The 15,640-nt window shown below is 55.3% G+C and carries 22 protein-coding genes; 5 read left to right on the forward strand and 17 right to left on the reverse strand.

All coding sequences use genetic code 11. The features are described 5' to 3' along the window. Positions 1 to 8 precede the first annotated feature (8 nt). The 5 genes from MPHASIOC01_RS26745 to MPHASIOC01_RS26765 are packed head-to-tail and all read left to right on the forward strand — an operon-like array spanning position 9 to position 4,630. Positions 9 to 524, forward strand: a complete 516-nt coding sequence (locus tag MPHASIOC01_RS26745) for a phage major tail tube protein (protein ID WP_001207579.1) — start codon at positions 9 to 11, stop codon at positions 522 to 524. A gap of 14 nt (positions 525 to 538) precedes the next feature. Next, positions 539 to 874, forward strand: coding sequence for a hypothetical protein (locus MPHASIOC01_RS26750; RefSeq protein WP_000047593.1), 336 nt, complete (start codon positions 539 to 541; stop codon positions 872 to 874). 8 nt (positions 875 to 882) lie between these two features. Next, complete coding sequence (locus MPHASIOC01_RS26755) at positions 883 to 999, forward strand: GpE family phage tail protein (RefSeq protein ID WP_000763324.1); 117 nt, start codon at positions 883 to 885, stop codon at positions 997 to 999. After that, a complete protein-coding gene (locus MPHASIOC01_RS26760) occupies positions 1,000 to 4,170 on the forward strand; it encodes a phage tail tape measure protein (RefSeq protein WP_353613626.1) in 3,171 nt (1,056 codons plus the stop codon). Positions 4,171 to 4,180: 10 nt separating this feature from the next. After that, the gene (locus MPHASIOC01_RS26765; RefSeq protein ID WP_353613627.1) at positions 4,181 to 4,630 is read left to right on the forward strand and encodes a phage tail protein; all 450 of its coding nucleotides are present in this window, start codon (positions 4,181 to 4,183) and stop codon (positions 4,628 to 4,630) included. A gap of 138 nt (positions 4,631 to 4,768) precedes the next feature. Here MPHASIOC01_RS26765 and MPHASIOC01_RS26770 read toward each other — a convergent pair whose 3' ends face one another. The 17 genes from MPHASIOC01_RS26770 to MPHASIOC01_RS26850 all read right to left on the reverse strand — a co-directional run bounded on the left by MPHASIOC01_RS26770 (position 4,769) and on the right by MPHASIOC01_RS26850 (position 15,509). Then, entirely contained in the window at positions 4,769 to 5,365 is a 597-nt protein-coding gene (locus tag MPHASIOC01_RS26770; RefSeq protein WP_353613628.1) for a tail fiber assembly protein, read from the reverse strand. Continuing rightward, positions 5,365 to 6,381: a phage tail protein gene (locus tag MPHASIOC01_RS26775; RefSeq protein ID WP_353613629.1), complete on the reverse strand. Its 1,017-nt coding sequence runs from the start codon at positions 6,379 to 6,381 to the stop codon at positions 5,365 to 5,367. The genes MPHASIOC01_RS26770 and MPHASIOC01_RS26775 overlap by 1 nt, the downstream gene beginning before the upstream one ends. Then, positions 6,371 to 6,985 (reverse strand): phage tail protein I, encoded by a 615-nt coding sequence (locus MPHASIOC01_RS26780; RefSeq protein ID WP_353613630.1) that lies wholly within the window; start codon positions 6,983 to 6,985, stop codon positions 6,371 to 6,373. Before MPHASIOC01_RS26780 ends, MPHASIOC01_RS26775 begins: the two co-directional genes overlap by 11 nt. Further along, positions 6,978 to 7,889, reverse strand: a complete 912-nt coding sequence (locus tag MPHASIOC01_RS26785; RefSeq protein WP_353613631.1) for a baseplate assembly protein — start codon at positions 7,887 to 7,889, stop codon at positions 6,978 to 6,980. Before MPHASIOC01_RS26785 ends, MPHASIOC01_RS26780 begins: the two co-directional genes overlap by 8 nt. Further along, the gene (locus tag MPHASIOC01_RS26790; protein WP_000108898.1) at positions 7,886 to 8,248 is read right to left on the reverse strand and encodes a GPW/gp25 family protein; all 363 of its coding nucleotides are present in this window, start codon (positions 8,246 to 8,248) and stop codon (positions 7,886 to 7,888) included. Before MPHASIOC01_RS26790 ends, MPHASIOC01_RS26785 begins: the two co-directional genes overlap by 4 nt. Next, a complete protein-coding gene (locus tag MPHASIOC01_RS26795) occupies positions 8,245 to 8,874 on the reverse strand; it encodes a phage baseplate assembly protein V (RefSeq protein WP_061360017.1) in 630 nt (209 codons plus the stop codon). Before MPHASIOC01_RS26795 ends, MPHASIOC01_RS26790 begins: the two co-directional genes overlap by 4 nt. Before the next feature lie 157 nt (positions 8,875 to 9,031). Further along, positions 9,032 to 9,676: a phage virion morphogenesis protein gene (locus MPHASIOC01_RS26800; RefSeq protein WP_250856833.1), complete on the reverse strand. Its 645-nt coding sequence runs from the start codon at positions 9,674 to 9,676 to the stop codon at positions 9,032 to 9,034. Beyond that, positions 9,637 to 10,131 carry a phage tail protein gene (locus MPHASIOC01_RS26805; RefSeq protein ID WP_250856834.1) on the reverse strand — a complete coding sequence of 165 codons (495 nt, stop codon included), beginning with the start codon at positions 10,129 to 10,131 and terminating at the stop codon, positions 9,637 to 9,639. The genes MPHASIOC01_RS26800 and MPHASIOC01_RS26805 overlap by 40 nt, the downstream gene beginning before the upstream one ends. Further along, a complete protein-coding gene (locus MPHASIOC01_RS26810) occupies positions 10,131 to 10,664 on the reverse strand; it encodes a DUF2514 family protein (RefSeq protein WP_250856835.1) in 534 nt (177 codons plus the stop codon). Before MPHASIOC01_RS26810 ends, MPHASIOC01_RS26805 begins: the two co-directional genes overlap by 1 nt. Positions 10,665 to 10,778: 114 nt before the next feature. Next, on the reverse strand, positions 10,779 to 11,171 hold the full coding sequence (locus MPHASIOC01_RS26815) for a M15 family metallopeptidase (protein WP_353613632.1): 393 nt from the start codon (positions 11,169 to 11,171) through the stop codon (positions 10,779 to 10,781). After that, positions 11,161 to 11,481: a phage holin family protein gene (locus MPHASIOC01_RS26820; protein WP_353613633.1), complete on the reverse strand. Its 321-nt coding sequence runs from the start codon at positions 11,479 to 11,481 to the stop codon at positions 11,161 to 11,163. The genes MPHASIOC01_RS26815 and MPHASIOC01_RS26820 overlap by 11 nt, the downstream gene beginning before the upstream one ends. Next, on the reverse strand, positions 11,465 to 11,854 hold the full coding sequence (locus tag MPHASIOC01_RS26825; protein ID WP_353613634.1) for a putative holin: 390 nt from the start codon (positions 11,852 to 11,854) through the stop codon (positions 11,465 to 11,467). Before MPHASIOC01_RS26825 ends, MPHASIOC01_RS26820 begins: the two co-directional genes overlap by 17 nt. Before the next feature lie 40 nt (positions 11,855 to 11,894). Further along, positions 11,895 to 12,095 carry a tail protein X gene (locus MPHASIOC01_RS26830; RefSeq protein WP_001102549.1) on the reverse strand — a complete coding sequence of 67 codons (201 nt, stop codon included), beginning with the start codon at positions 12,093 to 12,095 and terminating at the stop codon, positions 11,895 to 11,897. Beyond that, positions 12,095 to 12,583: a head completion/stabilization protein gene (locus tag MPHASIOC01_RS26835; RefSeq protein WP_016246752.1), complete on the reverse strand. Its 489-nt coding sequence runs from the start codon at positions 12,581 to 12,583 to the stop codon at positions 12,095 to 12,097. Before MPHASIOC01_RS26835 ends, MPHASIOC01_RS26830 begins: the two co-directional genes overlap by 1 nt. Positions 12,584 to 12,685: 102 nt before the next feature. Continuing rightward, positions 12,686 to 13,534: a phage terminase small subunit gene (gpM, locus tag MPHASIOC01_RS26840; protein WP_032654161.1), complete on the reverse strand. Its 849-nt coding sequence runs from the start codon at positions 13,532 to 13,534 to the stop codon at positions 12,686 to 12,688. A 42-nt stretch (positions 13,535 to 13,576) separates the two neighbouring features. Beyond that, complete coding sequence (locus MPHASIOC01_RS26845) at positions 13,577 to 14,623, reverse strand: phage major capsid protein, P2 family (RefSeq protein ID WP_353613635.1); 1,047 nt, start codon at positions 14,621 to 14,623, stop codon at positions 13,577 to 13,579. A gap of 40 nt (positions 14,624 to 14,663) precedes the next feature. Next, positions 14,664 to 15,509 carry a GPO family capsid scaffolding protein gene (locus MPHASIOC01_RS26850; protein WP_353613636.1) on the reverse strand — a complete coding sequence of 282 codons (846 nt, stop codon included), beginning with the start codon at positions 15,507 to 15,509 and terminating at the stop codon, positions 14,664 to 14,666. Between the last annotated feature and the right edge of the window lie 131 nt (positions 15,510 to 15,640).

Here is a 15,640-nt window from a genome sequence, read left to right on the forward strand (position 1 = left end):
GGGCGCTTATGGCACTGCCTAAGAAACTCAAATATTTCAATATGTTCTTTGACGGGGATAACTACTTCGGCATGGTGCCGGAAATCACCCCCGCCAAACTCACCAAAAAAACCGAAGACTACCAGGCGGGCGGTATGCCGGGTTCGGTTGCGGTGGATCTGGGCTTCGACGCTGGCGCCCTGGATATGGATATCACTCTTGGCGGTATGGATGCCGGGCTAATGAAAAAATGGGGCGTTACCACTGCGGACGGAATGCAGGTGCGCTTTGCTGGCTCTTACCAGGACGACGCGACCGGCGACGCCGTACCGTGCGAAATCCAGACGCGTGGCCGCTTCACTGAACTGGATCCCGGTTCGGCAAAGGTTGGGGATGATACTTCGCATAAGTACACCCTGAAAAACACCTATTACAAGCTGACCATCAATAGCGAAGAAATTATCGAAATTGATGTGCTCAACATGATCTACAAAGTTGCCGGTGTGGATGTGCTGGAAAAACACCGCGCTAACATCGGCCTATAAGGAAAACTGGCACCATGAGCAAGACCAAAGAAAACACCGTTATTCTTACCGCCCCTATTACGCGCGGTAAGACCAAAATCACCGAGGTGGCGATCACTTCCGTGCTTAAACAGGCTGGATCACTGCGTGGCTTAAAAGCCTATGACGTGCTGACGTCCAACTATGACGCGCTGGTTATTCTGCTGCCCCGCGTTACCGCTCCGGCATTAACCGCCGATGAGATTGCCCGAATGGATACCTGGGATTTTTGCCAGTTAGCCAACGCGGTGGTTGATTTTTTGCAACCCTCTTCGGATCTGACCGCGACGGATACGGGCAACGAATCATCCGATGCCCCTGCGAACGCATAGAAGACCTGATGGCAGATATCGCCGTCATATTCCACTGGCGGCCGGTAGAGATGGACGCCATGACGGTACAGGAAATACTGTTATGGCGTGATCAGGCGGCTGCGCGCAGTGGTGGAGATCACTAAATGGCAGACCGCAATTTAAATATCAGGGTGGCATTCAGCGCCCTGAATAATATGTCCCGCCCTGTCAACGCGGCGCGCCAGAGTGCCGCCGCGTTGGCGTCTCAAATCAATCAGACCAAAACCAGCATTAAAGGGCTTGAGCGTCAGGCAACCAGCTTCGACCGCCTCACCGCAGCCAATAAAAAAACCACCGAACAACTGGCCCAGGCGAAAGAACAGGCCCGGCAAATGGCGGCGGCTTATGGCCCGTTACGCCAGCGCAGCGCCGAACAGGTTGCCGCCCTCAATCAGCAACGTGCAGCCATTCGCCAGTTAACCCAGCAGCAGAAAGGCGAGCAGACGCAGCTTAACCAGTTGCGCGCCAGCTTCTACAGCGAAGGCATTGCGATCAGCAGCGCCAGCCGGGCGACGGAACAGATCAACCAGCGTACTGCGCAATACAATCGCCAGCTTGCCGAACAGCAGCGACGGCTTGACGCTGTAAACCAGGCGCAGGCCCGTTACAGCCGCGCCAAAGAAACCGGCGAAAAGATGATGAGCGGGGGAATGAAAACCGCCGCAGTGGGTGCGGCAACCCTCGCACCTGTCGCCGCTGCGGTGAAATCCTACAGCAGTTTTGAAGACGCGATGAAGGGCGTAGCCAAACAGGTAAACGGCTTGCGTGACGACAGCGGCAACCGCACCCCGCAATATGAAGAAATGCAGCGGGCGATCATGGATGCCAGCGAAAAGCTGCCAATGGCAAACGGTGCTGTTGACTATGCCGCACTGGTCGAAGGCGGCGCACGTATGGGCGTCGCAAACAGCGATGATCCGTGGGAAAAACAAAAAGCCGATCTGCTGTCTTTCGCCAGCATGGCGGCAAAGGCTTCTGTTGCCTTCGAACTTCCCGCCGACCAGCTTTCTGAAAGTCTCGGTAAGATTGCCGGGCTGTATAAAATCCCAACCCAAAACATTGAACAGTTAGGCGACGCCATAAACTACCTGGACGATAACGCGAAGTCGAAAGGCTCCGATATTATCGACGTGCTCCAGCGCGTTGGCGGACTTGCCAGCCAACTGGATTACAAGCAAGCCGCCGCGCTGGGTTCCACCTTTCTGACGCTTGGATCACCTGCCGAAGTTGCCGCCAGCGCCACCAATGCAATGGTGCGCGAACTATCGATCGCCACAGTACAGAGCGATAAATTTTTGGGTGCGCTGGATGAAATCGGCGTCAATGCTGAAAAAGTCCAGAAAAGCATGTCAGTGGACGCGATGGGCACGATCATTTCAGTGCTGGAAGCGTCCAAAAAACTTGCACCAGATAAGCAGGTAGCCAACCTTACCCAGATTTTCGGTAAAGAGTTCGGCGATGATGCGCAGAAACTTGCGAACAACCTGCCCGAACTACGCCGCCAGATAGAACTGACGCAGGGCGCAGCCGCTAAAGGTTCCATGAATCGGGAATCTGATATCAATAAAGCTTCCCTTTCTGCTCAGTGGCAACTGACCAAAACCGGCGCGGTTAACGCATTGAGTTCAGCAGGAGAAACGCTCCGCGAACCACTGATGGATATCATGCTTACCGTCAGTAAGGTAGTTGGCAGCGTCCGCCGCTGGGTTGAGGCAAACCCGGCTCTGGTTGGCTCAATCATGAAAGTCACCGCAGCCATAGGCGCGCTGCTGGTTGTCGTTGGTGGCCTGATGCTGTCCATCGGCGCAGTGCTCGGCCCGATGGCACTTGTTCGCCTCAGCTTCACCACGCTGGCTGGCTCCGGTGGGGTAACTCCCCTCATAGGCTCGCTGGGAAAATTATCCAGCACATTACGCGGGCTGATCCCCTCACTATCTGGCGTGGGCCGAAGTATTAAAGACTGGCCTGCCCTCTTCCGATCTGCTGCGTCTGGCATTACCCAATTTAGTAAACAAGCTATTGGCGGGTTAAACACAGCGTTAATGGCACTTTCACGCGGTGCTGTTGCCGCCGGACAGGGGCTATTTACCCTGTTCACAAGGCCTATGACGGCTATAACCTGGCTTGGTAATGGCCTCAGAACTCTGGCAACCTCCGGTTTCGGCGCTTTGCTGAACGTTGGACGCACCGTAATGATGGCGTTGGGTAGCGGGTTATCATTACTTCTTAGCCCTATTGGAATACTGGTAATCGCTTTATCAGCAGCAGCGATCGCCGTTATTAAATTCTGGGAACCTATAAAAGCCTTTTTCACTGGCTTTTACACCGGGTTAATGAGTGGCTTACAGCCTTTAACCGCAGCATTTAGTACAGCCTTTGCACCACTAGCCCCACTCTTTGACTCTATCGGTAATGCTGTCGGTGGCGTCTGGGAGTGGTTCACAAAACTCTTCGAACCTATCCAGTTCTCCAGCGAAGCGCTGGCCTCCTGCACCAGTGCCGGGGAAACGTTCGGTAAGGTTGTCGGTAACGCTCTATCTGCATTAACACCAATAATCGAAGGAATAGCGCGCGGTATAGGATGGGTACTGGAAAAACTCGGCGCTATCCCCGACGCAACAAAAGCAGCGCAGCAAGCTGCGGAAAGTATGCACAAAGACCCTGTTGTCTGGGAGTGGGATCCGCAGCAAAAGAAAATGGTTAAAAAGGGTTGGAACTGGTCGCCGAAAGACGATCAGCAGAAGAAAACCAACCAGAAGCAACAGCAGGCCATTGACCAGCAGAAAAAGCAGGATAGCTTAATTAACTCGCTCAAGGGCCCGGCCAACATCGTGCCGAAGATGAGCAGCAGCCTGGACAAGATCGCCACCAATACCACGGAGAAGAAAGACGGGCCCGGCGAAATCGTCTTCAAGAATAAGCAGCCCTATATCCCGATCCGTGGCGGATATTCGGAACCGCTTAAGCAGGCGCAGCGCCAGCTACCATCCCTTACAGATTGGGTGACGCAGCAGGCCGGATCGCTGATCGCTTCCGTTACGCCGTGGCAGGTTGAGAAGCCCGCCGCACGGGTGCCCGTTTCGGCGTCGCCGTCTGCGGCTTCCGTCGCTGCGCTGATGCCTGCGCCGGGTGGCGATGTATATAACCTTAACTTCGACTTTAGCGGCCAGAAACTGGATGAAGAAACCATTATCAGGCGCGTGCGCGAAGAACTTGCGTTAGCGAAGCAGCAGGCTGACCGGCGCAAGCGTTCCCAACTGACCGATCACGTCTAAGGGCAATATCATGATGATGATTCTGGGGATGTTCCCCTTTTCACTGCAAACCACGCCTTACCAGAGTGCGAATAAAACCAACTCCTGGCGGCACGTCAAAAACGATCGCGTGGGGAAATCCCCGCGCTATCAGTTCATCGGCGCAGATGAAGAACCGTTCGTACTCAGCGGCACGCTGTACCCCGAAATAAGCGGCGGTGATGTGTCGCTTGTCATGCTGGAAACGATGGCTTTTTCCGGGCGCCCGTGGCCCCTGATAGAAGGCACGGGCAGGATCTACGGCATGTATGTCATTGAGCAGATCACGCAAAACCGGACGGAGTTTTTTAAGGACGGGAAGGCAAAGAAAATTGATTTCACGCTCAACCTGAAACGGGTAAGCGAGGACATACGGGAAAAGCTGGCTGAAACGACCACCGACGATCTCTTCTCTCTGGTGAAAACCAACCTTTTGATATAAGAAAAGCGGGCCTTTGCCCGCTTCGTCTTCCGGAACACACCGCCATAACTGACCGTGCTACAGCACCGTTAAAAATGACTGTACTCGATACGCACGTCCAGCACGGTTAGAACCGGCCATGCGTGCCGGAATGAAAACTTATTCCGGCTTATCCGGCCAGGTGATATCCGGCGCTTTCGAGGTGTCCACCGCCTGCACGGCTTTGATGTAGTTCATCCAGGCGATCAGGCTGGTTTTATCTTCATCGCTGATAATGCCTAACTGTAGCTCCGTCTGCCAGAGACTGATCGTTGCCTGCGCCTCAAGCAGTAGCGCAGCTTTCTGTTGCTCGGCCGCTTCCACGTCCGCCGCGTGCTGCGCCTCCGTATCCGTGACCCACTCGCTACCATCCCACTTATCGTAAGGCGTGTCAGGTGCCAGCGTGGTGGTGCCTTCCGGGTAATCGCCAGGCAAAGAAACGATCACCGATTCGCCTGTTTCAGTGCTGTACACCGTTTCACCACGGTGATCGGCGACGTATTCCCAGGTGGTAAAATCGGCTGTCCGGCAAATGGCCGAACCAGCTTTAGCTTCGCCTGGTGCCTCAGTACTAGAATTTGCAGGAATGCCGACGCCAACCGGCAGATATTCCACGGATGAAGAAAGGTATTCGCGTGTCTCTCCATCGTAGTTAAACACAGTGATATCACCTGCCGCCGTGGCAATAAATTCACTGTTTAATTTTGCCTGCGCCATTATGCTGCCCTCACGATGTAGCTGAATGAAACGTTACGCGGGCGCGTTTCTGCTGCTGACCGTGCGACCAGCGAAGAATCGAAGTTAACTGCGTATGATGTGCCCGCTATTGTGCTTAGTACTATGCCGCGCGTCGCCCCTTCGCTGAACACGCCTGATGTCGATTCATGCGGGCGAGTCATAAGACCAATGCCATTTCCACCCTCAAGTAGTCCCGTGATTTTCTGCAAAGCATCAAGTTGAAATGTCAGTATCCCACGCCCACTATCAATCCCGCGCCCATCATCCCAGCCGCGCAAAAATTCCCCGCGCAGATCTGGCAATACACCAGAAGGATAAGCCGTCGCCAGCTTAGGGTATTTAGCTTTATCGAACGTAGCGCCATTGCACTTAAGCCAGCCACCTGGCGGCGTTGCCTGCGGCCACGGAAGCGGAAAACCTGCCGGGAAATATTTATCAAAATCCGACTCAAGCAAATATTGCGCATGAGGATCAGCCGCAGCCACATGCGCCGCCAGTTGCTGATCAACATAGGCCTTCACCTGGATTATCTGATCATCAACATACTGGCGCGTTGCCAGCACTACCGAAGGGTCAATTTTCAGCGTCACGGCGGCGGTGCTGCTGACGATCAGGATCATGCGGACAATCTGAACGCGCCCGCTCCCCTCCTGCAACTGCGGCTTATAGGTTTCCGCACAGTTGGCTACGGCAATCATATCGCCGTCTTTATCGAATAAACCGATTTCACGGATCCACCATCCGCCCACATCTTCGGGGATCACCTGTTCGGCAATAATCTGGTTGGCGTTGTTCGGATCAATACTCATGGTATTGAGTGGCGCACGACGCAGCTCATGAACCAGCGCCGTTTGTGCCTGGTTCGGCGTCGGCAATGCGCCGTTACCATCGCCTACAGCCATCTGGGTGATCTCAACCTGCGCACCCAATGCCGTGGCATTTGCCAGTTTCGCCGCGCCCACATTGGTTAGCACGGCATAATATTTAGTCGCCACTTGCGATCTCCACGGTGTCAATTAAATGGATTGCCGCCCCGGTGTAATCATCACCGCCCACGGCTATGGTTTCATGGAAATACGGGTATACGGTCAGCGTATCGCCGGAATAACTGCCAGCGCCGATATACAAATCGCCGGTTGTTTGCAGGTGAAGAGACATTCCCAGCATATGACGGCTGCACGGTTTCACATCGGCGATCAGGCGTTCAAGCTCCTGATAGGTTTCTTCACTAATACCCTGGTCTTCCACGCCAATATCCAGCGTGAAGGTGCCCGGGGCGGTGTCGATGTTCCACCACTCGTTAACCCGGATGAAGAAGCCGAACGGCTCAACAACCCGGCGCATGGCGCCCGTTGTACCCTTGTACTTATGCAGGTAGAACGCATCGGCCACCGCCTTTCGTTTTGTGCTGATCGGCCAGGCCTCATCCCAGCGATCAACGGAGAAGGCCCAAGCCAGATAGGGCAACAGATCAGCCCGACACGTCCACGGGTTCCACAACTGGCGCAGCGGCACGGGCACTTCACCCAACGACGCGCAGACGCGTGCGGCGACTCGCTCCATTCGGCTGGCGCTGGGTGGTAACAGGTCATTACTCATCGTAACCACCCACCGTTATGGTGTATTCGGTGCAGTGTGATGCCTGGTAGTCACTCAGCACGATATCCGCAACAGGCTGCGCCAGTTCCACGCGCTGGACGCCTTCGACGTGCAGAGCGGCGTAGATAGCTGAAAGACGGATATCACGCCCTAAGCGATTCTGCGCGGCAATATACGCCTGTAACTGCTGTTCCGATGCCTGCCGGACGGGTTCGGCTTCCGGCCCCGGATAGATGTAAAGCGTTGCATCGATCTGATACGGCACGATCTCCGCAGACTGCACCGTTACCCTGTCGGCCACCGGGCGCACCTCTTCATCGTTCAGGGCAGCAGCGACCACGGAAAGCAGATCATCGCTGGCCGTTCCGTCACCCTCACGCGACAGCACCGAAATGGTGACGCAGGCAGGCGTAGGACTGACCGCCGAAATATCAGCTACGCGCCCGTCTGCCGAACGCCCCCAAAATTCATACGCTGCCGTTGGCCCGGCCACGCTAAGACCTTCAAAAGCCTGCTGGGTACGCGTGCGTAAATCCGGGTCTGACTCCATCACAGCTTCAATTGGCGGGGTAACGCTGTCGTCTTCTTCCTGAATGGTCAGACGTTCAACGTTGAAATTGACCGCCAGATTATCCAGATCGCTATCCGTGGAATAAGCCAGCATCACCGCGCGGGCCGCTTCATTCACCCGCTGGCGCAACAGCAATTCGCGATAGCAATTTTCTTCCAGCAGCATGGTGATCGGCTCCGATTCAAGCTCAAGCGTGCGGGCGATCTCTTCCTGATCGTCTTCCGGGTACATCGCAATAAATGCGGCCTTGCGCTGCGCGAAAAGCGTTTCGAAGTCCAGCGGTTCAACCACCACGGGCGGCGGTAGCTGCGATAAATCGATCGTGCCGCTCATGCCTGGCCCCTCAATGTGATATCGGCGTTAAATGGCGTCTGATTGTCGGTGCGATTGGCCTGGATAGTGGCAACCAGCCGACCGGCACCCGGCGCGCTCAGGGTGATACTGGTCAGAGAGATCCGCGGTTCCCATAAATACAGGGCGCTGTAGATGGCAGACATAACGCGCAGCTTCGTTATGGCGTTATCGACCGGCTGATCTATCAGGTTGAAAAGCTGCGAACCGTAAGCGCGGCGCATTACACGGGAACCGATCGGCGTTAACAGAATATCGCCGATAGACTGCGCTATATGCTCGTTGTCGGTGATGGCATGGCCTGAACCGGCATTCATGCCGCTGTAACGGACTGTACTCATACCGGGCCACCTGTATTACTGCCACCGGACTGGACGCCGCTATGTTTGTGCGAATGGACAACGACACCATTAGACGAAAGCGATCCGCCTGAATGGGTAATATTGCCCTTCATTTCCCCGCCGTTTTGTACTTCCAGCGTGGCGGTGATCAGCTTGTTGGTGCAGACCACTTCCGGCGTGTCCAGGGTAACGCGCGTATCTGCCTTGACAGTTACCACCGGCACGGTGGCGGTAATGGATTCCGACGCGGTGACGCTTGCCGTTTTCACCCCGCTGACAACCAGCGCGCTGGCCTCCGGGTCATATGAGATACGGGCGCCATCCGGGTGCAGGATCACGCAGGAGGTAGCGCCAGCATCTGGCGGCGGTGCGTCTTCGCTGTAAAGGCTTCCGGCAATGAATGCCGTTTCCATCTCACCGCAGGGGCACAAAATATAAACCTGCTCGCCCACTGTCGGCGCCCACCACGTCACTGCTTCACCGGCGCGCGGCACTGCCCAGCGGATCCAGTCGGTTTTGTTCTCGCCGGTTTCGACGCGTGCAAGATACTTTTCCGTATCCACTTCCAGCACGGTGCCAATGCGGGCGAGATTGCAGATAAGGCGATAGAGTTCGTTTAAATTCATAGTGCTGACTGTTTCCCGTGGTGCCGGTTACGCTGTCCGGCGTCGCTTCCACCCGGTATCAGGCTTTACGACCGTTTCGGCTTTTGGGTTATGCAGTCAGTATCAGGAGTCGCGCGCGCGCAAACAACGCGGCGCCATTGTGGCGGGTTGGTGACAATCAAATCTCTTGCATGAAGGTAACAACTGTATCGGCCAGCCAGTCTAAATCCCCCTCGGTCATGCCCAGGAGTTCACGCACCGGGTAACGCGCACGGGCACCCGGCACCACGTTATCAACTTCACCGTACTGGTGAACGCTGGCAATTTCGGCGGTATGCCCCTGATAGCCAACCACGGCCATGCCGCCCGTACCGTAAGCCTTAAGAAAGCGTGCGGTGCGCAGCTTGCGGAACATCGGATCCTTTCTGGTGCGGTTTTGCTTTGACTGGTTGAGATTGATTTCAATATAACGCTGGATATCGCGCTTATAGAACGTGCGCAGGGCACCGCGATCCACGTCATAGCCGGTGATTGCGCGGTGCTCACCCCTGCCCGTGGTTCGCCAGTTGCGTAACTCCCTGGCCTCATCATTCCATATGAACTTTATCCCGCCCTGGGTGCGCAGGATTTTGCGGCGGCGGGCCGGATAGCTTTCACCGCTGGGGTTCTTCTGGCTGGCGATACGCTTTTGCTGGCGCTTACGCAGCCCGATCGCAACGTCGCGCGTCAGCTTGCGACGGTGCCCAGGCGAAAGCTGCGCGGCAACGCTGGCTAACCAGTCGTCTAACTGTTGGAAGAGGGGATCGGTTTGTTGTCCTGCCATGTTTCGCCGCTGACCTCATCAACAAATACCAGTGACCACGCGCCAATTTCTGGCCCCGGTGCAGGGTCAGCACGGTGACGGGTGACGATCTCGCCATCTTCCCGGGTGACGATCACCGCTTCATCAGCCTGAATCTGGATCAGCACGTCCATCGTGCTGTTACTCAGGATATCGGCTTCGAATGTTATGCCGTTCTGCTGCCTGTCCGGGTTAAACAAAAGATCAGGCTGATATAAACGCGCCCAAGCCAGCACCGGCACGCTGATAGTATCCAGAGATTCAGGGTAATCCATCACCAGCACTTCCAGCGTATAGCGATACTCAAACGCAGCAGCACGCTGGCCGGTGCTGACCATACGGCCTTTACGCAGGTAAACCGCCAGATTATCGGGATTCTCACGCAGCCAGGGCACATGCTGGCTTATCATCTGGCGCAGCAAATCGGGTTTAAGCATTACTTATCCCTCCCGGACTTAACCGCATCATACGCAGCCTCACAGGCTAATCCTCTGGCTCTTGCTTCATCAGCTTCTCTTGCCAGCTCCCCCGCTCGCTCGTCAGCCCGCTTAAACAGGTCGGCAAGCAATGCGGCACCGCTGGCTTTTGCCTCGCTTCTGCCGGAAGTTCCGGCACCGCAGGCGCGTTCACGGTCTGCCAGTTGCCTGGCGAGTTCGTCGGCTTTGGCGTGCAGCCCACGAGAAACAGCACTGGCACGATCGGCAGCAGCCTGCACGCCAGCAAGCTGCTGGCTGGTTTGTTTTCTGATCGCATCAATTTCACCTTGTCGGCGTTGTTCTTCTGCCCTGGCCTCAGCCTGCCTTTGCGCCAGCGCGGTGGCGTCGCGTGCATCACGTTGCGCCCACTTTTCACGCCAGTGCTGATCGGCATCACCGTAACCGGCGCAGTAACGCCAGTGGCTAAAACCCCATACAGCAGCAGCGGCCAGCACAAAACAAACGATCACTTTCCAGCGTGATAACAGCCCCATTTCAAAACCTCTCGCCAGCTCGCACCGTCAATACCGGACGTGCTGGAGCACTGTCAAAAATGACCGCGCTCGATACGCACGGCCAGCACAGTTAAAAATGACCTGCACGGCACATCAGGCAGGGTAATCGGCATAAGGTAACTGGAAGTGTGGCCCGTCTTTGAGCGTCTTCCAGTCTCCGCCCCACTCCACTGGAATGCCCAGATTTTTACCCGCCTGCTTAAACGCCTGGGAAATCTGCTGGTAATACTGCCAGTCCCATGAACCGGTAGGCGTTGGATAAGCGAAAACATCAACGGCGTGACCGGAAATATGCCTGCTGTTCATGGTCTGGCTTTTACCTTCCGCAACCAGTTGCTTTTGACGTTCGACAGTACGCAAACCTTCCGTAATGCCGAAATCAACCGGCGAAAGCTCAAGCGCCAGCCTGACTACCTTCACCAGATCGGGATGCACACCACGCAGGTTATTTTCACTTCGCTGACTGAATTTAAAGTTATTTGCCATTACGGGCACCTCGTTTGCTTATGCTCATTACGTCCGATCTGTTAACAATCTTCATTACGTTGCCTTTGGCCGATAAAACAGCCACACAGAGCGCCATATTGATCGCCGTATCCGCAAAGTTTGCGGTTGAATACCTTCCGGTAACGATCAGGATGGTGACTGAACCGCACGCAACAATGAGCACCCAGGCAAACAAAGCAGCCATTCGCTTATGCTTTGCCCCATTGCGCTGATAAGTACCCAAAGTTACCGCGATTACTGCGCATGTAATTGCATTCACGATAAGTAGAAGTTCATTTAGCGTTACCATCGCCACCCCCCGAAAATAAACGCCCTTGGTTTATTTTTCTGAGCATGAGAAGTACATAAACCCCCAGCGCGGCGGCGACGGTTGCCCCAATAGATTTACCCACCGTAATGCCGTCAGGGAGGTACTTACCGATCGCCAACGTGATAAACCCGGTTGTCATATCTGCCGCGAGTACGCCAATCAAAAAAGAAGCAATGAAATACCCAATTTGAGCGAACCGGCTTAACTCAGCAGCGGAAAGCACATACACCACAGCCCCGGCAAAAGCGCCGACAAAAACGCCCGCGTCAGTGCCTGATAACATGCTGGCAAATGTGACGCCTGTAATTGTCACCGTTGCAGCGGCAGCGCCGGAAATTGGCTCACCGACCATACTTACACCCCGCTTAATCCTCTGAATTATTCACTTTTAATCAATCCCATAGCTGCACGGTTTCCCGCTGGGCTGGCGGCTGGATCTCTGGCAGGTAAACAATCTGCCCGGCCTGCAACTCAGTGGCGGCGGAAATGCCCTTATTGGCATCGATCACAGCCTCGGTGACGCCTGCTGTTCTGCCGTAATAGCGCCAGCAAAGCAGGTCGATCGTGTCGTTTTGCTGCGCCTGAACGTTCATTACACCAACTCCGCCAGGCCCCGGCTTTCGTCCTGGATATCACGGATTGACCAGCGCACATCCCGCCACAGCGTATCGATCTGCGTGCTCAATGCAGCCGCGTGGTCTTCGCCTTTACTGGTGGTATCAATATCGCGGTAGCCTTCAATCAACAGCGCCTTAGTGAGTGAATACACGGCGTTTTTATAGCGCCATACCTTCACGGAAGTGCCATTCACTGGACTGGCCGGAATTTCTGCCAATGACTCATAGCCCGCATCAATCTGCACCTGGCGCCACAGGAAAAGTTGATCATTAACATGGGCCACCGCTTCCACCGTTCGCGACATCAGGCGATCGGTTGTCACCTGCCCATCAAGACGCATCGCGCGGCGTAGTTCAGCCAGCGAAATGACCGGCCAGAATGGCAGGCTTTCAACTTTCGCGCCGCCATCATCAGGCACCGGATCGGATGGTGGTCGTACTGGCTCAGTGGCTACCAGACTCATGATCTCTACTCCGTATAAGTCAGGCGGTGGACGGCAGGACGAAGACGCGGCGTTGCCTGTTTTCGCCTGCCGTGCCGCCTGGGTGCGCGGGGGCACGTTCGGTTATGACGCCGCCTTCTGGCGGGCTGTCGTGGTTCTTTTCTTCGCTGCCGGCTTGCTTTTAGCGGCGGGCTTTTTGGTTTCCCGCTTCGCTTTTGGCTGGGCTGGCGGCGTTGCCGTCTGGGTTTCGGTGCTGTTTGCTTCTGGCTTGCCGTCTGCGCCGTCACCGTCAGCAGGTTGCCCGGACTTCTTAAGCGCCCGTTGCAGAAGCTCAATATCACGGGTTACGCCTGCTTTTTTCGGGTTCAACACTGCCGCCTGGCGCAGGTATTCAACCGCAGCGGTAAGCGATTCAACGTTGTCAGTCAGGCGCAGCGTATACCCCAGCGCCTTAAGCAGCTTTGAGCGCACCTCATCCGGCATATCTTCGTTCAGGGTTAAGCCCCTTAATGCTTCCAGCAGGTCAGCGGCGACCGGCGCAACAGCCGGGTTAGCTTTGAATGCAGCCAGGACGGGATCACAAATTTCTTCCACCAGTACGGTGGCGGTGGTGCGGCGATACTGATCCGGCATCGGCAACTTATGGCGCAATACGTACTGACCAATGCGCAGGGCTTCGGCGATGTTTCCGCAGTCACAACACCAGATCATGACGGTGGTTAACACGTCGTCAGACTGGCCGGAATCTGCCGTAAGTACGCCCTCGATCCACGGCTGATAATCCGGCAGCAGTTCGCGTTTTAAATCCGCTTTAGCCTTCTGGGACTGGACACGACTCAAACGGGCTTTATCCAGTCGCAGGCGGTGAAGCATGGTTTCGTATGCCGTCATTTCAAGCTGCGACGGCTCACGGCTGGCGTGGCGGCGTTCAGCCATCACGCGATTAAAATGTTGTTGAGCAGGTGTCAACATGATGCCCCCAAAGCGGCCAGCAGTTAGCTGGCCTGCGCTGATTTATGGTGCCGGTGCTGGTTCGGCGGCGGTAATGCCTTCGATCAGACAGCCGAAGCCGTAATCTTCAACAACATAGGCATCATTTGACGAACTGTAGGTAGAGACGCGGTTATATTCCGGCTCTTCCACGATACGGCGACGGTGCGCACCTTCCTGCCAGTAAATCGATAGGTTTTCCCACGAAGTGATAAACATGCTGCCATCAGGGAAGAAAGGCGCGATGAACGAAGGCAGGTTGCCGATCGTCTTACGCGATGCGATCAACTGACCGGCCAGCGCTTCGGAGTTCGGGTTATTGGTGCTGACGGCGTTGATGATCGGGAACGAACGGCTAACCGTCAGGTTACGACCAGTGATCACCACCAGATTGGGCGAATCTTTGTACCATTCGTCCATCAGTGAGTTAACCGCGTCATAAACCAGCGAGTCGTAGTTACCGTAATCACCTTTAGCGATCACCTGGTTGGAATCGTCGCGGCTGGTCACGGTGATATCTTTCATGACTCGTTGCGGCGCGTTCGCGCGGTACTGTTGCAGCCAGCCGATACCACAATCCTGCAAAAGCGGGTTGGCGTTGCGGTCGGACTTATCCGCATAGCTGGTTCCGTTAAAGCCGATCATGATGCGGTCAAGCGCGATACGCTGAATGATCTGATTGCTCAGACGCTGCTGGAAATCCGGGAATTTAGCCCAGGCATCAAGCTGCGCATAAGAGGCGAAAGTATCCGCGTTCACCTTATTACAGGTGTACTTGTTCGAATCCAGCGCCGTGACGGATACAGGCTGGCGGCGTTCGGTGGTGGAATTGTTGGTGCTGGAAATCGGGCCGCTCACGCCCAGACCGATTTTTTCACCGGACTGATCGTTCACACCGTAGATATTAATCTTCTTCAACATTTCGGAAGACTGCTGCACCTTGTCTTCAAGCGTCTGCTCAACGCTCGGATCAATGCTGAACGCCTTTGTTACGTGGGATTTGTTGATGTGATTCAGTTCAGCTTGTCGCTCAAGATACGCATCAAACAATTCACGGGTAGAATTACGCATAGTTATATTTCCTGTACTGTTCCTTCGTTACTGGCGGCGATCAGCAGTCAGCAAGCTGGGCGTTAGATTTTTCAGTTGCGCCGGTCGCTTCCGGGCGGCGTAATTTGCTGGCGTCCTGGGTAGAAAGCTGCGCTTTCATCTCGTCGAACTCAGAGCGCAACTTCTCCACCGCTTCGGCGGTCTGCTTGTTCTTAAGCTGCCCTGCGCTCAGTTTTTCCATCTTGTCCAGCAATTCACCCTGGCTTTCCGCTACCAGTTCAACCGCCTGGCGGATATCGCCATTTTCACGATCGAAGTGCTGGCGGGTTCCGGTCAGCATTTCCTTGATACGGGAAAAGAAATTCTTCCCGGTGTCGGACGCTGGCGGCTCTTCCTGTGCAAATTCAAGAGACGATTCCAGGGTTTCAGTGAAGAAGCATTCAGGTGCGTAGTGACGCGCGGCCAGTGGGTTGGCGCTGGCGTTCTGGGTGCAAAACTTCATCATTTCGGTACCCAGGCTCGCCGGGTTATCGGTACAGGCCAGCCCCATAAGGTAGGCTTTGCCGGTGTCGGCAAAAGACGGATGCACCTCAATGCTATGGTAGATTTTCTGGCGTTTGCCTTTCAGTTCTACCAGTTCGTCCGTGGCGTCTACCTTCACCAGAAGCGCCAGTTTGCCCTTTAACTGGCCCTCGGCAATTTCTTCGGCTTTGGCTTCAACCACGTCACCATACGCGCGGAAATCGCTTGTCGGCGACCAGCCTAAAATGTGCTCCAGATTGACGCGGGCACCATAGACCTGGGGATCGTACTGTTCGGCCATTTCGGTGATGTGCTGACGTTCCAGTACTCGGCCGTCACAGGTTGCGCCCTCTACTGCGGCGCGGAAAAAATTTGTCATTGGCATGGTGACAAAGCTCCGGGTTGGTAAGCGATTGATATTAACCAGTGCCCTAATCATTCCCTTTGCAGCCGGAAGGCGCAAAGCCTTCACTTTGTCGGACTCAGGCGACAACCAGCGGCGATATTGTTGCGCGC

The organism is Mangrovibacter phragmitis (assembly GCF_040429585.1).
Classification (GTDB): Bacteria; Pseudomonadota; Gammaproteobacteria; order Enterobacterales; family Enterobacteriaceae; genus Mangrovibacter; species Mangrovibacter phragmitis.